This window comes from Pseudomonas sp. TE9122, assembly GCF_056278925.1.
On the sequence record NZ_JBWBQI010000001.1, the window covers coordinates 5,717,887 to 5,733,799 of the forward strand.

At 61.7% G+C, this 15,913-nt stretch carries 14 protein-coding genes; 5 read left to right on the forward strand and 9 right to left on the reverse strand.

Annotated features, from left to right (window positions below; genetic code table 11):
• Window positions 1–27 precede the first annotated feature (27 nt).
• On the forward strand, window positions 28–447 hold the full coding sequence (locus ACZ9BE_RS25795; protein ID WP_071174077.1) for an acyl-CoA thioesterase: 420 nt from the start codon (window positions 28–30) through the stop codon (window positions 445–447).
• Window positions 448–502: 55 nt separating this feature from the next.
• Here ACZ9BE_RS25795 and ACZ9BE_RS25800 read toward each other — a convergent pair whose 3' ends face one another.
• From ACZ9BE_RS25800 to ACZ9BE_RS25815, 4 genes are all read right to left on the reverse strand, one after another.
• Window positions 503–988: a glycine zipper domain-containing protein gene (locus ACZ9BE_RS25800; protein ID WP_039756448.1), complete on the reverse strand. Its 486-nt coding sequence runs from the start codon at window positions 986–988 to the stop codon at window positions 503–505.
• A 332-nt stretch (window positions 989–1,320) separates the two neighbouring features.
• Complete coding sequence (locus tag ACZ9BE_RS25805; protein ID WP_476250084.1) at window positions 1,321–3,669, reverse strand: FdhF/YdeP family oxidoreductase; 2,349 nt, start codon at window positions 3,667–3,669, stop codon at window positions 1,321–1,323.
• On the reverse strand, window positions 3,666–4,505 hold the full coding sequence (gene fdhD / locus ACZ9BE_RS25810; protein WP_476250085.1) for a formate dehydrogenase accessory sulfurtransferase FdhD: 840 nt from the start codon (window positions 4,503–4,505) through the stop codon (window positions 3,666–3,668). The genes ACZ9BE_RS25805 and fdhD overlap by 4 nt, the downstream gene beginning before the upstream one ends.
• Before the next feature lie 92 nt (window positions 4,506–4,597).
• Complete coding sequence (locus ACZ9BE_RS25815; protein WP_252868618.1) at window positions 4,598–5,485, reverse strand: LysR family transcriptional regulator; 888 nt, start codon at window positions 5,483–5,485, stop codon at window positions 4,598–4,600.
• A gap of 137 nt (window positions 5,486–5,622) precedes the next feature.
• Between ACZ9BE_RS25815 and lysM the strand changes: the two genes are divergently transcribed.
• The gene (gene lysM, locus ACZ9BE_RS25820) at window positions 5,623–6,063 is read left to right on the forward strand and encodes a peptidoglycan-binding protein LysM (protein ID WP_123585632.1); all 441 of its coding nucleotides are present in this window, start codon (window positions 5,623–5,625) and stop codon (window positions 6,061–6,063) included.
• Between the two features lie 98 nt (window positions 6,064–6,161).
• Here the strand turns inward: lysM and yrfG are convergent, their stop codons facing one another.
• Window positions 6,162–6,824 (reverse strand): GMP/IMP nucleotidase, encoded by a 663-nt coding sequence (gene yrfG, locus ACZ9BE_RS25825; protein WP_056787135.1) that lies wholly within the window; start codon window positions 6,822–6,824, stop codon window positions 6,162–6,164.
• 88 nt (window positions 6,825–6,912) lie between these two features.
• On the opposite strand from yrfG, the gene nudE reads away from it, so the two are divergent.
• Together nudE and cysQ are read left to right on the forward strand one after the other, a co-directional pair.
• Entirely contained in the window at window positions 6,913–7,482 is a 570-nt protein-coding gene (gene nudE / locus ACZ9BE_RS25830) for an ADP compounds hydrolase NudE (protein ID WP_016772166.1), read from the forward strand.
• 7 nt (window positions 7,483–7,489) lie between these two features.
• A complete protein-coding gene (gene cysQ, locus ACZ9BE_RS25835; protein WP_406229165.1) occupies window positions 7,490–8,317 on the forward strand; it encodes a 3'(2'),5'-bisphosphate nucleotidase CysQ in 828 nt (275 codons plus the stop codon).
• Window positions 8,318–8,520: 203 nt separating this feature from the next.
• Here the strand turns inward: cysQ and ACZ9BE_RS25840 are convergent, their stop codons facing one another.
• From ACZ9BE_RS25840 to rfbC, 4 genes are read right to left on the reverse strand one after another with little or no spacing between them, the layout of a single operon-like run.
• Window positions 8,521–8,976 carry a thioesterase domain-containing protein gene (locus ACZ9BE_RS25840; protein WP_056787139.1) on the reverse strand — a complete coding sequence of 152 codons (456 nt, stop codon included), beginning with the start codon at window positions 8,974–8,976 and terminating at the stop codon, window positions 8,521–8,523.
• A complete protein-coding gene (locus tag ACZ9BE_RS25845) occupies window positions 8,973–10,355 on the reverse strand; it encodes a sigma-54-dependent transcriptional regulator (RefSeq protein WP_476250086.1) in 1,383 nt (460 codons plus the stop codon). Before ACZ9BE_RS25845 ends, ACZ9BE_RS25840 begins: the two co-directional genes overlap by 4 nt.
• Window positions 10,352–12,160 (reverse strand): sensor histidine kinase, encoded by a 1,809-nt coding sequence (locus tag ACZ9BE_RS25850; RefSeq protein WP_095181088.1) that lies wholly within the window; start codon window positions 12,158–12,160, stop codon window positions 10,352–10,354. The genes ACZ9BE_RS25845 and ACZ9BE_RS25850 overlap by 4 nt, the downstream gene beginning before the upstream one ends.
• Before the next feature lie 42 nt (window positions 12,161–12,202).
• On the reverse strand, window positions 12,203–12,748 hold the full coding sequence (gene rfbC / locus ACZ9BE_RS25855; protein WP_056787145.1) for a dTDP-4-dehydrorhamnose 3,5-epimerase: 546 nt from the start codon (window positions 12,746–12,748) through the stop codon (window positions 12,203–12,205).
• Window positions 12,749–12,909: 161 nt separating this feature from the next.
• Here rfbC and ACZ9BE_RS25860 point away from each other — a divergent pair, with 161 nt between their 5' ends.
• A complete protein-coding gene (locus tag ACZ9BE_RS25860; RefSeq protein WP_476250087.1) occupies window positions 12,910–15,822 on the forward strand; it encodes an aminotransferase in 2,913 nt (970 codons plus the stop codon).
• Window positions 15,823–15,913: the final 91 nt, after the last annotated feature.

Genomic DNA, 15,913 nt, shown 5'->3' on the forward strand with positions numbered 1-15,913 from the left:
TCAATTAAGAGAATGCGAGAACCCTGCATGAATCAACGCTGCGACTACCCCCACTTCCAGCCCATCACCACACGCTGGCACGACAACGACGCCTACGGTCACGTCAACAACGTCACCTACTACAGCTTCTTCGACACGGCGGTGAACACTTATCTGATCCAGGTCGGTGGCCTGGATATCCATGACGGCGAAGTGGTGGGATTCGTGGTCAGTTCCGCCTGCGATTACTTTGCCTCGATCGCTTTCCCCGATCTGATCGAGATCGGACTGCGGGTCGGCAAGCTGGGCAACAGTTCGGTGCAATATGAATTGGCTGTGTTCAAGGTCGGCGAAAGCGAGGCGTGTGCGGCGGGACGGTTCGTGCATGTGTTTGTTGATCGGGCGAGCAATCAGCCGGTGCCGATTCCTGCCGGTTTGCGCGGGGCGCTGGAGCGGCTGGTGGTCTAGACGCGCAAAAAAAATCGCAGCCCAAAAGCTGCGATTTTTTGTTCAAGCCTTCGCCTTAGTGGTGGCGATAGTACTTGTGATGCTTGCGGTGGCCGTAGGCATGGCCGCGACCTGGATGACCACGGTCGCGGTAGTAGCGACGGTCATCATGGCGACGGTCGTAACGACGATCATCGTCGTCACTCTTGTTGCCCATGTAGTTACCCAGTGCGCCACCTGCGCCGCCACCAGCGGCGGAGCCGATCAGGCTGCCGGTGGTGCCGCCGAGACTACGGCCAACCACGTTACCGCCGGCTGCACCCAGTGCACCGCCGATGGCCGCTTCGCCACGGCTGCGCTTGTCTGCACCGACCGCACTACCACCCGCGCCGCCCAGGGCTGCGCCGATGGTGGAACCTGTATTGCCGCCTAACGATTGACCGACGACCGAGCCAAGAACCCCGCCCAATGCGCCGCCCACACCTGCTTCGGTGGTGCCTCCGGCAGAAGCGAAGCCACTGACCAGGCCAAGGGACAACAAGAGAATCGAGGAGAACTTCATAGAGGATGAGCCTCAAAGGGATGACGGCGCCGATCCTGAAGCTCTGCAATGGGCGTGACAATCAAAATCCGACGAATAACACGACTTGTATACAATATTGCAAGTTACTGTTTTTTCACCGGAACTTAACCGATTTTCGCCGGTCTTTAGCTACTTCGGACAGGCCGTTTTCATGCAGAAACGGCCTTTTTTGTGGGCGGTCGAAAATCTTTGCCACGGCAGATCTGTTGACAGGTCGATCGCATACGCGAGCAGGCTCGCTCCCACCTTTGAAATGCATTCCAAGTGTGGGAGCGAGCCTGCTCGCGAAGGGGCCGGATCTGGCTCCGCGGTTAAGCGGATTTAGCCATGATCAACCCAGTCTCACTCGCCGCTTCCAGCCGGATCGCAATGAACTTCGACGTCGGCGTGTGGCTGCCATCCCCCGTACTTTCCAGCGGCACCAGCGGATTGACCTCCGGATAGTACGCCGCCGCCTGCCCCGCAGGAATATCGAACGCCAACAATGTAAAACCTTTCACCCGACGCTCGCGACCGTCGTCCCAGATCGACACGATGTCGGCCTTCTGCCCCGGACGGAAGCCCAGGCGAATGATGTCGGCCTCGTTGGCGAACAGCACGTCACGCTGGCCCTTCACGCCGCGATAACGGTCGTCGAGACCATAGATCGTCGTGTTGTACTGATCGTGGGAACGCATCGATTGCAGGATCAGATCCGGCACCTGGCCGGTGGCGCGGGTGCGTTCGTGAACCAGATCTTTCGGCAACTGGTTAGCGCGGAAATTGGCACGGCCCGATGGCGTGTTCCACTTGCGGGCGCCAGCCGAGTTGCCCAGATAGAAGCCGCCCGGGTTTTTGATCTTGTCGTTGAAGTCTTTGAAACTCGGGATGGTGTCGGCGATCAGTTCGCGAATGCGCCCGTAATCGGCCACCAGCCAGTTCCAGTCCACCGGTTGGCTGCCCAACGTCGCGGCAGCGATGCCGGCGATGATCGACGGCTCCGAGCGCATCTGGTTCGACAGCGGCTGCAACTGGCCGTTGGAAGCGTGGACCATGCTGAACGAGTCTTCCACGGTCACCGCTTGCGAGCCTTCGGTCTGAATGTCGATGTCGGTACGGCCCAGGCACGGCAGGATCAGCGCGTCTTTACCGTGAGCGAGGTGGCTGCGGTTGAGTTTGGTGCTGATCTGCACAGTCAGGTCACAGTTGCTCAGCGCTTCGAAGGTGCGCGAGCTGTCCGGCGTGGCCTGGGCAAAGTTGCCGCCCAAGCCGATGAACACCTTGGCGCGACCTTCGGCCATCGCATGGATTGCCTCGACCACGTTGTGACCGTTATGACGCGGCACCTTGAACTGGAAGCGACGCTCCAGCGAGTCGAGGAACGCCACCGGTGGACGCTCGTTGATGCCCATGGTGCGGTCGCCCTGCACGTTGCTGTGACCACGCACCGGGCACAGACCGGCGCCAGGTTTGCCGATATTGCCGCGCAGCAGCATCAGATTGGCGATTTCCTGAATGGTCGGCACCGAATGACGGTGCTGGGTGATGCCCATGGCCCAGCACATGATCACGTTCTTGCCTTTGGCGTACATGCGCGCGGCTTGCTCGATCTCGACCAGGGTCAGGCCGGACTGCTCGACGATCTGCTCCCACGAGGTGTCGTCGACGATGGCCAGATACTCCAGCACGTTAGCGCTGTGGGCATTGAGGAAATCATGGTCGAACACCGCCGGTTCGCCAGCCTTCTGCGCATCGCGTTCCCATTGCAGGAGGAACTTGGCCATGCCGCGCAGCACCGCCATGTCGCCGCCGAGTGCCGGGCGGAAGTACGCAGTGTTGGTCGGCTTGTCGCCGTTGGTGAGCATTTCGATGGGGTGCTGGGGATGCTGAAAACGCTCCAGACCGCGCTCTTTCAGCGGATTGATGCACACCACCTGGGCGCCGCGTTTCACCGCTTCACGCAACGGTTCGAGCATGCGCGGATGGTTGGTGCCAGGGTTCTGGCCCCAGACGAAAATCGCGTCGGCGTGTTCGAAGTCGTCGAAGGTCACCGTGCCTTTGCCGACCCCGACACTCTGCGCCAACGCTACGCCGCTGGCCTCGTGGCACATGTTCGAACAGTCAGGGAAATTGTTGGTGCCGTAAGCCCGCACGAACAGTTGATACAGATACGCCGCTTCGTTGCTGGCGCGCCCCGAGGTGTAGAACTCTGCCTGATCCGGGCTCGGCAGATTGCGCAGGTGCTTGCCGATCAGAGCGAAGGCATCTTCCCAACTGATCGGCTTGTAGCGATCGGACTCGGCGTCGTAGACCATCGGCTCGGTCAGGCGACCCTGATATTCCAGCCAGTAATCGCTCTGCTCCAGCAGCGAAGTGACGCTGTGCTTGGCGAAGAATTTGGCATCGACGCGACGCTTGGTCGCTTCCCAGTTCACCGCTTTGGCGCCGTTCTCGCAGAACTTGACCATGCCGCTCTCCGGCGAATCACCCCAGGCGCAACCCGGGCAGTCGAAGCCGCCGTTCTGGTTGGTCTTGAGCATCATGCGCAGGTTTTTCAGGGCGTTGTCGCTGGTCAGCCACGCCTGGGCCACACTGATCAGGGCGCCCCAGCCGCCGGCGGCACCTTTGTAAGGCTTGTAGCGCGGGACAGGTTTCTGGTCGGCTTGATGATGTTGGCTCACGCTTGATTCTCCATCGCGGGGCTGTACACCCGCGGCGCACTTTTCTGCGGCAGGTGGATGAGATTGAGGTTGTGGCGCCGGGCCCATTGCACGGCCAGGCCGGTAGGCGCCGACAGGCTGACCAGGGTCTGGATGCCGGCACGCAAGACTTTCTGGATCAATTCGAGGCTGCAACGGCTGGTGACGATCGCCAGCCCGCCCTCTGTGGATATCTTCTGGCGGATCAGTCCGCCGATCAGCTTGTCCAGCGCGTTATGCCGACCGATGTCTTCACGACCGAGCAGCAGTTCACCACTGGCGTTCATGAATACCGCCGCGTGCACCGCGCCGCAGTGCTGACCGAGCGGCTGGAACGCGCCGATGCGCTGGCGCAAACCGTCGAGCCATTCGATCGGTGGCAAGGCTGCGCCCGGCAATACCTTGAGATCAGGCAGTGCCTGTTCGACCGCTTCGACGCCGCACAGTCCGCAGCCGCTGGTGCCGGCCAACTGCCGACGCTGCTGTTTGAGGTTCCAGAACGCGCGGTTGGCAATGGTCACTTGCGCGTATTGCGCCGAGCCTGCGCCTGTCAGTTGCAGATCGTAGATATCGCTGGCGTCTTCGATGATGCCGCTGCCGAGGCTGAAACCGACGATGAAATCTTCGAGGTCGGTCGGTGTAACCAGCATCACTGCCTGGCTGATGCCGTTGTAGGCGATCGCCAACGCGACTTCCTCGGCCAGCGCGGTGCTGGCCGATGCCTCAAAGGGTAAATCGCTGTAGCTGTAGGTCTGGCTGGCGGCTGGCGCGGGCGTTTCAATTGCTGGCGCCGCGCAGGCTGAGCGCTTGGCGTTCATGGCATCACCGACGGTTTGATCTAGGTCAAGACTAGGCGCGGCAAGTTGTCGCGTCTAATCGCTATTACCGATCTACCGATAGATGCCGTCGATCAAGCGTCTTTTGACGATTTCTGATAAAGCGCGAAACAGGCTTCTGCCAGCGCTGAACGCGGCGCGCCACGGCGCATGATCAGGCCCAGCGGGGCGAGAGTGTGGGCATTTTCGATCGGTTGCAGGCGCAGGTGATCGGCGAGGGTTTCCGCGCCGCCGTCGAGGGGCATGATTGCGCAGCAAAAACCGCCGTGGACTGCTTGCAGCAGTTGATGCACGGCGTCGGTTTGCAACAGCGGTTGCGGCGTCAGGCCACGGCTGTGGAAGTTGTGGTCGATGGACTGGCGAAAATGCATGCCGCTGGTGAGCATGCACAGCGGCAGTTCGATCAGCGATTCCCAGCTCAGGGGTTCATCGCCGAAACTGAACGAGCGCTCGTCATAGAGCAGGCCCATGCGCGTCTCGTTGAAGGCCAGCGAATCGAAGCGCTCGCTGTCCAGACGCTCCAGATACGACACGCCAATGTCGATGCGGTTGTTCGCCAGGTGTTCGAGCACCTGCTCGGAGCTCAGCGAAGACAGCTCGAAACGCAGGTCCGGGTGCGCCGCGTGCAGTCGTTGCATCAGCGGTAACGGATCGAAACTCGACAGCGGCACCACGCCCAGGCGCAGCGTACCGATCAGGTTGCCGCGACAGGCCGCCGCTTCCGCCTGCAAGCCGTCATAGGCTGCCAGCACCGTACGCGCCCACGCCAGCACGCGTTCGCCCGGTGCGGTGAAGCCTTCGAAGCGCTGGCCGCGATTGACCAATGGCAGGTCGAGTTCTTCCTCGAGGCTGCGCAAGCGCATCGACAGGGTCGGCTGGGTGATGTGGCAGCGCGCGGCGGCCTGGCCGAAATGGCGGGTTTCGTCGAGGGCGATGAGGAATTTCAGTTGCTTGATGTCCATCTTCGCTCCGGGCGGTTGGCGGGGTGTGGCGATTCTACCGCCAGCGGCGCGGCAGCGTCATTGGTCGGACTGGAACCGGGTTTGGCCGGGGTGGTCTAGGCTTGGACGACTGGAACCCAAATCAAGGAGTGTGCGCTATGAGTCTGTTGAGCTTTGTGAAAGAGGCCGGTGAGAAGCTGATTGATCTGTTGACCCCAGGCAATGCCAATGCGAGTGAGCAGTTGAAGGAACATATCAGCAAGGTCGGGTTGGGCAATCCCAACGTGCAGGCGACCGTGGATGGCGACAAGGTGACGGTGACCGGTGAAGTGGCGAGCCAGGAAGAGAAGGAAAAGATTCTGCTCGCGGTGGGCAACATTGCGGGCGTAGGCAGTGTCGATGATCAGATCACGGTGACCGGACCGGTCGTCGTGGCTGCCGAGTTTGTCGAGGTCAAGGCAGGTGACACGCTCAGTGCGATCTCCCTGCGCGTCTATGGCAATGCCAACCAGTACCAGAAAATCTTCGATGCCAACAAACCGATGCTCAAGGATGTGAACAAGATCTATCCGGGACAAAAACTGCGCATTCCGAAATAACGCAATCATGTAGGAGCTGCCGAAGGCTGCGATCTTTTGACTTGGACTTTAAAAAAAGCAGATCAAAAGATCGCAGCCTGCGGCAGCTCCTACAGGGGTCAAAGCCCTGCAATCAAATCGCGGTAATCCTCGACTGCGGCAAACTCCGCTGTGTCCTTCGGCCCTTTGCGGCTGTCCGGTTCTTTCACCGCCAGCAAGTGCGCCACGCCAAAATCCCGCGCACTGCGCAGGATCGGCAAGGTGTCGTCGATAAACAGGCTGCGCGCCGGATCAAAACCGATGTCCGCCTGCAAGGCATCCCAGAACTGCGGGTTCTCCTTGGGATAACCGTAGTCATGCGAGCTGATCAGCCGCTCGAAGTACGGCGCCAGTTCGATCCGTTCCAGTTTCAGCGACAGCGAATCGCGGTGCGCGTTGGTGATCATGATCACCCGTTTGCCGGCGCGTTTGATTGCGCCGAGAAAGGTATCGGCATCGGCGCGCAGGGCGATCAAGTGGGCAGTTTCCTGTTTCAGTTCGCGCACCGATAATTTCAGTTCCGCGCTCCAGAAATCCAGGCAGTACCACTGCAACTGGCCAGCGTGGCGTTCGAACAACGGCTGCAATTCCAGCTCGGCCATGGCCCGGCTGATGCCGTGCAGTTCGGCGTAGCGTTGGGGCAGGTGTTCGAGCCAGAAATGGTTGTCGAAGTGCAGATCCAGCAGCGTGCCGTCCATGTCGAGCAGAACGGTATCGATGTCGGACCACGGTAAAGAAGGCATGGCAACGTCTCGAACGGTGAAAAGATATCCGACGCAAACAATCGGGAAAGCCGCGTTATAGTAGCGCGTTCACGCCAAGGAGCTTTGCATGCGCCAGAAACCCACCGTACTCGCCCGCGAGATCGTCGCCACCAGTCGCCTGTTTCGCGTCGAAGAACTCAAGCTGCGATTTTCCAATGGCGTGGAGCGCACTTACGAGCGTCTGGTCGGCAAGGGTGCGGGCTACGGCGCGGTGATGATCGTCGCGATGCTTGATGCCGAACACGCAGTGTTGATCGAGGAATACTGCGGCGGCACCGACGAATACGAACTGTCTCTGCCCAAAGGCCTGATCGAGCCGGGCGAAGACGTGCTGGCGGCCGCTGAGCGGGAACTCAAGGAAGAGGCCGGTTATGGCGCGCGTCAACTGGAACATCTGACCGAGCTGTCGCTGTCGCCCGGTTACATGAGCCAGAAAATCCAAGTGGTGCTGGCCACCGACCTGTATGAAGAGCGGCTGGAAGGTGATGAGCCGGAGCCGATGCGGGTCGACAAGGTCAACCTGCGCGAACTGTCGGCGCTGGCGCAGAATCCGCAATTTTCCGAGGGCCGCGCCTTGGCTGCGCTGTATCTGACCCGCGACCTGCTGAGCCAGCGCGGGGTGTTCAGCTATGAGTGAGACGTCGATGAATTTTCCCCATCCGCTGATGGCACCTGTGGTTGCGCTGGCTTTACAGGCTGGCGAGGCGATTCTGCCGTTCTGGCGCGCCGGCGTTGAAGTCACGGCCAAGTCCGATGATTCGCCGGTCACGGCCGCCGACCTGGCCGCCCATCACCTTATCGTTGCCGGGCTGACGGCGCTGGATCCGAGCATTCCGGTGCTGTCCGAAGAGGACGCCGACATCCCGCAAAGCGTGCGCGCCGGTTGGCAACGCTGGTGGCTGGTGGATCCGCTGGACGGTACCAAGGAGTTCATCAGCGGTAGCGAGGAATTCACCGTCAACATCGCGCTGATCGAAAATGGCCGGGTGGTGTTTGGTGTGGTGACGATGCCGACCAACGGTCGTTTTTATGTCGGCGGCGCCGGATTTGGAGCCTGGCGTGGCGACGAGGGCGGTACGCCGACGGCGATTCAGGTGCGCGATGTGCCTGCGTCGGGCGAGGCGTTTACCGTGGTCGCCAGCCGTCGACATTCCAGTCCCGAGCAAGAGCGTTTGCTGGCCGGGTTGAGCGCCAGTCTTGGTGAGTTGCAACTGGCCAATATCGGCAGTTCCTTGAAGTTCTGTCTGTTGGCCGAAGGTGCTGCTGATTGCTATCCGCGACTGGCGCCGACTTCGCAGTGGGACACGGCGGCAGCGCAGGGCGTGCTGGAAGGGGCGGGGGGCGAGGTGCTGGATTTGAAGGGTGAAGCGTTCAGTTATCCGCCGCGAGAATCGCTGTTGAACGAGTTCTTTCTGGCGCTGCCGGCGAAGGCTGCGTGGCGCGGACGGTTGTTGGAGTTGGCCCGAGGCTAACTGCCTGATCCGCAATTCCCCTCACCCCAGCCCTCTCCCCCAGGAGAGGGAGCCGACCGAGTTGTCTGGCGCTATGCATCGACCTGGAGAATCGAGTCGATTGTGGATTCGGCGAAGCAGTTTCAGGTCGACGTAAATCTGTAGCATCCCCGTATCGGTTCCCTCTCCCTCGGGAGAGGGCTAGGGTGAGGGGCTGTTGATCTTCAACGGTGCAAAACGTACTGCCCGGTAAATCTCACCGCCTCGTCCTCACTTCCCGCATTCAGTATCCGCGTATCCAGCGTCAGCCGCGCCCGTCCATAACGCCGATACATCGCCACAAAGCGTTTCCACACCGCGGCCTCCGGCGCCGGGCAAATGGCCATGGCGTCTCCCGTCACCGGCAGCGGATAACTGATCTGCCCTTCCTGAATGACGATATGTCCGTCGGCAATCCCTTCTTCCTTCAAACGTAAATGCAACCAGCCCCAACCGGCCAGCACCGCTGCGCAATACAGGCTGCCGCCAAACATGGTGCTCTTGTGATTGACGTTGGGCGCGAGCGGCAGGTGCAGGCTCAGTTGCTGCTCGCGCCACTCAAGCACCTCGAGGCCCATTTCGGCGGTCAGCGGAATGTCGTGATGCAGCACCGTTTGCAGGTATTCGCTTTCGCTGCTCATTCGTTGTCTTCCCCGTGGCTGCTGTCGCCGAAATTCAGACCGTGTTTGCGCAGCTTGTCATGCAGGGTCTTGCGCGGAATACCCAGAGCTTCGGCGAGGCTGCGCACCGAGCTGTGCGAGCGCGCCAGTTCGGCGGCTATCAACGATTTTTCGAAGTTTTCGACTTGCTCGCTGAGGCCGCCGCTGACCACTTCTACAGGCGCGCCGCCGCTGCCATCAGCGCTGTTGTCCAGTGCCAGTTCAAGGCCGAGGGCGAAGCGTTCGGCGGCATTTTGCAGTTCACGTACATTGCCTGGCCAAGTGTGGCGCAGCAGCAGGGCGCGGTGTGCCGGTTGCAGCTCGTGGGGCGGCAAGCCGTGACGGGCGCTGGCTTCATCGGCGTAATGCTGGAACAACACCAGTGCGTCTTCGCCGCGTTCGCGCAACGGCGGGATGCGCAGCGGCGCGACGTTGAGGCGGTAATACAAGTCGGCGCGGAAGCGGCCCTGATCCGCCGCCTGGCGCAGGTCTTCCTTGGTCGCGGCGATGACGCGGATGTCCAGCGGGATCAACTGATTGCCGCCCAGGCGCTCGACGACCCGCTCCTGGAGCATGCGCAGCAGTTTCACTTGCACGTCCATGCTCATGCTTTCGATTTCGTCGAGAAACAGCGTGCCGCCGTTGGCGAATTCGAATTTGCCGATGCGACGCTTCTGCGCGCCGGTGAAGGCGCCGGGCTCGTGGCCGAACAGCTCGCTTTCCACCACCGATTCGGCCAGGGCGCCGGCGTTGATCGCCACGAACGGGCCGTTGCGGCGGCTCGACAAATCGTGCAGCGCGCGGGCCACCACCTCTTTGCCGGCACCGGTTTCGCCGAGGATCAGCACGTCGGCCTTGGTCGCTGCCAGCGCGCCGATCTGTTCACGCAGGCGCAGCATTGGCGTCGAATGGCCGACCAGCCGAGCGCTCAATTCGTTGCGGTCGCTCAAGGCCAGACGCAGGCTGCGGTTGTCCAGCACCAGCCGCCGTAGCGCGAGGGCGCGACGGACGCTGTCGAGCAGTGCATCGCTGGCAAAGGGCTTTTCCAGAAAATCGTAAGCACCGGCGCGCATCGCTTGCACTGCCAGCGGTACGTCGCCATGGCCGGTGATCAGCAGCACCGGCAACTCGGGATCCTGTGCATGCAACTCGCTCAACAGTTCGAGGCCGTCCATGCCCGGCATACGGATGTCGCTGACCACCACCCCCGGCCAGTCTCGCTCAAGTTGCGCGGCCAGCCCATTGGCTTCGGACAGCGGCAGAATTTTCAGGCCGGCCAGGTCCAGGGTCTGGCCGAGAGCCTGGCGCAAGTGCGGATCGTCGTCGATCAACACTACCTGGATGCGATTGTCGATGGTCATGCACTTCGATCCTCGGACGGTTGCAGGCTGACTCCGGGCGCGCCGGCGCGCAGGCGCAGGGTAATCAGGGCACCGCCTTGTTTGTGGTTGGCGAACGACAGCTCGCCACCAAAGGCGCGCATCAGCGTTTCACAAATGGCCAGTCCCAGACCCAGACCCTGTGTGCGGGTCTTGGTGGTGTAAAAGGGCTCGCTGGCGCGGCCAAGAGCTTCCATGCAGAACCCGGGGCCATTGTCGCGAATGTACAGATTGACGCCGTCGGCGGTGGCTTCGGCACTCAGCCACAACTTGCGCGGCGGGCCTTTTTCGGTGAGCGCATCGAGGGCGTTGGCCAGCAGATTGCCGAGCACCTGGCGCAGTCGGGTTTCGCCGGCCTCGACCCACAGCGTGGCTGCGGGCAAGTCGCGGATCAGTTCGACTTCCATGCTGCGGCGACGTTTGGCGAGTAATGCCAGCGCATCGTCCAGCGCCGGTTGCAGAGCGACGCTTTCCGGTGCGTGGCGATCGCGCCGAGCGAAGGCACGCAAGTGGGCGATGATCGAGGCCATGCGCCCGGTCAGTTCGCTGATCAGCTTGAGGTTGCCGCGCGCGTCCTCGGTGCGCTGATGATCGAGCAGCACTTCGGCGTTTTCCGCATAACTGCGAATCGCTGCCAGCGGTTGATTGAGTTCGTGGCTGATACTCGCCGACATGGTCCCCAGTGCCGACAATTTGCCGGCCTGAACCAGATCGTCCTGAGCGCGCACCAGCTCCTGCTGGGCGTGCTCGCGCTCAAGCACTTCCTGCTTCAAACGGCGGTTGAGGCCTTCCAGATCGCTGGTACGTTCGGCCACCCGGCCTTCCAGTTCGCGGCGCGCCTTGGCCTCGAAGGCGATGCGCTCCAGATAATGCCGGCGACGTTGCATCATCAAACCCACCAGCAGCATCACCACCAACAGTGTGGCGCCGCCGATCGCGACCACCGTGCGCACCGGACGATCAATCAGCGTGCGCGGGGCGAGGATGCTCACGCTCCAGCCGGTCTCGGCGATGTCGTGGGTCTGCGTCAGCCAGGCGTCAGGGCTCAGGTTCAGCGGCCGGGGTTCACGGGTCGGATAGGGCTGGATCGCAGTGATCGCGGCGCGCTCGGCATCGCTCAACTCGCGAGTGGAGCGGAAACGCCATTCCGGGCGCGACGTCAGGATGACCACGCCGTTATGGTCGGTCACCAGCAGTTGTTCCGGGGTTTTGCCCCACAGGCTTTCCGTGTGGTCGAGGTCAACCTTGATCACCAGCACGCCGATGATTTTCTCGCCGCTGCGCACAGCCGCAGCGAAGAAATAACCGCGCTTGGCCGAGGTGGTGCCGAGGCCGAAGAAGCGTCCGAGGCGCCCGGCCATGGCTTCGCTGAAATACGGGCGGAAGGCGAAGTTGCGGCCGACGAAGCTGTCGCGTTTGTCCCAGTTCGACGCCGCCAGCGTCTGGCCGGATGTGTCCATCAGGTACATCACTTCAGCGCCGGTCTGCGCGGCGATGTTTTTCAGCAAGCGATTGGCGTTGCCTTGGGTCACGCCGTCGTCCGGCGCACCGAGCACTGCGCGCAGGGCCGGCAGATCGCCGAGAATCTGCGGCAACACTTCATAGCGATGCAGGGTGCCGAGCAGGTTGGCGACGTAGAGATCGAGGGTCTGGCGATTCTGCCCGGCGAGTTCGCTGCGGTAATAGCGCTCGGCAAGATGTTCCAGCGGCCACAGCAGCGGCGCCAGGCACAGGGCCAACAGCGCGAGGCTGCGCCAGCGGGGTCTGCGGGGAAGCGGTGGTTTCATGTGCCGGATACGCCTGTAGGGACAGGCGCATTATGCCCGGCCTCAGGCGAAGACGTCAGCGTCCTTGAGCAGCGCAGCCGCCTGGTCCTTGGCCGACAGCTTCGGCGCTTCGTCCAGTTGCCAGTCGATGCCCAGCGCCGGGTCGTCCCAGCGAATGCTGCGCTCGGAGGACGGGTCGTAATAGTTGGTGGTCTTGTAGAGGAATTCGGCGAACTCGCTCAGCACCACGAAGCCGTGAGCGAAACCTTCCGGTACCCACAGTTGGCGATGGTTTTCCGCCGACAGGCGCACCGCCACCGACTTGCCGAAATGCGGCGAACTGCGACGGATGTCCACCGCCACATCAAGCACTTCACCCGCGGTCACGCGAACCAGTTTGCCCTGGGTGTTCTGCAACTGGTAATGCAGGCCACGCAGCACGCCTTTTTGCGAGCGCGAATGGTTGTCCTGCACAAATTGCGTATCCAGACCGGTGGCGTCCTGAAACGCTTTGGCATTGAAACTCTCGTAGAAAAAACCGCGCTCGTCGCCGAACACCTTGGGTTCGATGATCAGAACACCGGGCAGATCGGTGGTGATGACATTCATGAGGATTTCCATAGACAGGTGTGAATGGCCGACATTCTTGCGCAAAGTGCTGCAGGGCGCGAGCGTTCGGTTTGAATTGGGCCGTTCAGTCACGCTGGGGGTTGCGTAACCGCCAAGGCAATGGCGATATAAGCGCCTAATAAAATTTCAGGGGTCGTTTCATGCCGCTCGCCACGTTGATTCATCGCGCCAGTTTGCCCAGTCCGCAGGTTTCAGAGGCGCAGGCGCTGCAATGGCTGGCCGAACATTACGGGCTCAGCGGCACGTTGCAGGCGCTGGGCAGCCAGCAGGATCTGAATTACCGCGTCGACAGCGCAAATGGGCGCTTCGTGTTGAAAGTCTGTCGTGGCGACTACGCTCTTGTGGAACTGCAAGCCCAGCACGCAGGCCTCAATTATCTGGCCGAGCAGTCGGCGATCAAGGTGCCGCGCGTCATCGCAGCCAATAACGGTGCGGATCTGTTGTCGTTGCAAGCCAATGGCGAAACGGTGCATGTGCGGTTGTTGGAGTACATCGACGGGCAGCCGTTGACCGATTTCGATCATCTTGGCCAGGACGTGGTTGCCGGGTTTGGCCGACTCTGTGGCGAGATGGATCTGGCGCTGGCAGGCTTCGATCACCCCGGCCTTGAACGCACCTTGCAGTGGGACGCGCGTCACGCCAACGCTTTGATCAGTCATCTGTTGCCGGTGATCTCGGACGTGCAGCAGCGTGCGGTGATCAGCGCTGCCGCCGAGCAGGCCGAGCGCCGTTTGCAGCCGCTGCTGGACAAGCTGCCGGTGCAGGCGATTCACATGGATATCACCGATGACAACGTCGTCTGGGCGCGTGATGCCCAGCGGCATTGGCAATTGCAGGGTGTGATCGACTTCGGTGATCTGGTGCGCACCTGGCGCATCAGCGATCTGTCGGTAACCTGTGCGGCTTTGCTGCATCACGCCGATGGCGATCCGTTTGTCATCCTGCCGGCGGTCAAGGCGTATCACGCGGTCAATCCGTTGCAGTACGCTGAGCTGCAAGCGCTGTGGCCATTGATCGTGGCGCGGGCGGCGGTGCTGGTGCTCAGTGGCGAGCAACAGGTGAGCATCGATCCCGCCAATACTTATAGCCGCGACAATCTCAGTCACGAGTGGGAAATCTTTCGCGTCGCGACATCGGTGCCACAGCCGCTGATGGAAGCGGCGATTCTCACAGCCGTGGGACAGACCGTGCCGGAGGCTGAAAACACAGAATTTGCACCATTGTTGCCCGGGCTGGTCGGGCGCGAATTTGCGCTGATCGATCTGGGCGTGTTGAGTCCGCACTTCGAAGCGGGCAATTGGGAGCAGCCGGGCATTGATCAGCGTTTGCTGACAGAGGCCGCAGCGGTGCATGGGCTGGCGGCGACGCGTTATGGCCAGTACCGCTTGTCACGCACCCGCCCGGACAGTGCGGCTGAACCGGATACGTTCCCGTTGCATGTCGAATTGCGTGTGCCGACCGGAACCGAAGTTCAAGCACCGTTCGCTGGCGTTCTGAATCAAGCGGCAAACGGTGCGCTGCAACTCGATGGCCCACAGTTCAGTGTTCGCCTGTGGGGCGTGACGCCTGTTCTTGAACATGGGGTGGCAGTGGATAGAGGCCAGAAACTCGGTGCGGTCACGGGTTCGCTGCTAGTGCAGATGTGCCGGGGAGCGGAACTCGACGCGCCGCTGTTCTGCACGCCGTCCCGTGCATCCGCGTGGCAGGCGTCGTGCCCGTCGCCGGCGACGTTGCTCGGGCTGGCCTGCGACGCCGAGCCTGAGCTGGACGCGCAAACCCTGCTTGAACGCCGCGATGCCAGTTTCGCCCGCACGCAAAAACACTATTACGTTGACCCGCCACGTATCGAACGCGGCTGGCGCAATCACCTGATTGATATGCAGGGCCGCTCCTATCTGGACATGCTCAACAACGTCGCCGTGCTCGGCCATGGTCACCCTCGGATGGCGGCGGTCGCGGCGCGGCAGTGGTCGTTGCTCAATACCAATTCGCGCTTCAACTATGCGGCGGTCGCCGAGTTCTCCGAGCGCTTGCTCAAGCTGGCGCCGAAGGGCATGGATCGCGTGTTCCTGGTCAACAGCGGCAGCGAGGCCAATGACCTGGCGATTCGTCTGGCCTGGGCTTTCAGCGGCGGGCGCGACATGATCAGCGTGCTCGAGGCGTATCACGGCTGGACGATCGGTGCCGATGCGGTATCGACGTCGATTGCCGACAACCCGAGGGCGCTGGAAAGTCGCCCGGACTGGGTGCATCCGGTGCCGGCGCCGAACACTTATCGGGGCGAATTCCGTGGCGCGGATTCGGCGCCGGATTACGTGCGCAGCGTCGAACATCACCTGCAAAAACTGGCCGAGCAAAAGCGGCAACTGGCCGGTTTCATCTGCGAGCCGGTCTACGGTAATGCCGGGGGTATTTCTTTACCGCCGGGCTATCTGCCGCAGGTGTATGAAAAGGTCCGCGCGCAGGGCGGGGTGTGCATCGCTGACGAAGTGCAGGTCGGTTACGGGCGCATGGGCCATTTTTTCTGGGGCTTCGAAGAGCAGGGCGTGGTGCCGGACATCATCACCATGGCCAAAGGCATGGGTAACGGCCAGCCACTTGGCGCGGTGATCACCCGCCGGGAAATCGCCGAGGCGCTGGAGGCCGAAGGCTATTTCTTCTCGTCGGCGGGCGGCAGTCCGGTCAGTTGCCAGATCGGCATGGCGGTGCTCGATGTGATGGAGGAGGAAAAGCTCTGGGAAAACGCCCAGTTCGTCGGTGGTTACTTCAAGGCGCGCCTGGAAGCGTTAATCGATAAACATCCGCTGGTCGGCGCGGTGCACGGCTCCGGGTTTTATCTGGGGCTGGAGCTGATCCGCAATCGGCAGACACTGGAACCGGCAACCGCCGAGACAGCGTTGCTGTGTGATCGCCTGCGCGAGTTGGGGATCTTCATGCAGCCGACGGGCGATGACTTGAACATCCTCAAGATCAAGCCACCGATGGTGACGTCGCGCCAGAGCGTGGATTTCTTTGTCGACATGCTGGATCGGGTGTTGAGCGAAGGCCTGTAAGCAAGGCACATCCCATGTGGGAGCGAGCCTGCTCGCGAAAGCTGTGTATCAGTCGCCACATGCGGTGACTGACGCAGCGCATTCGCGAGCA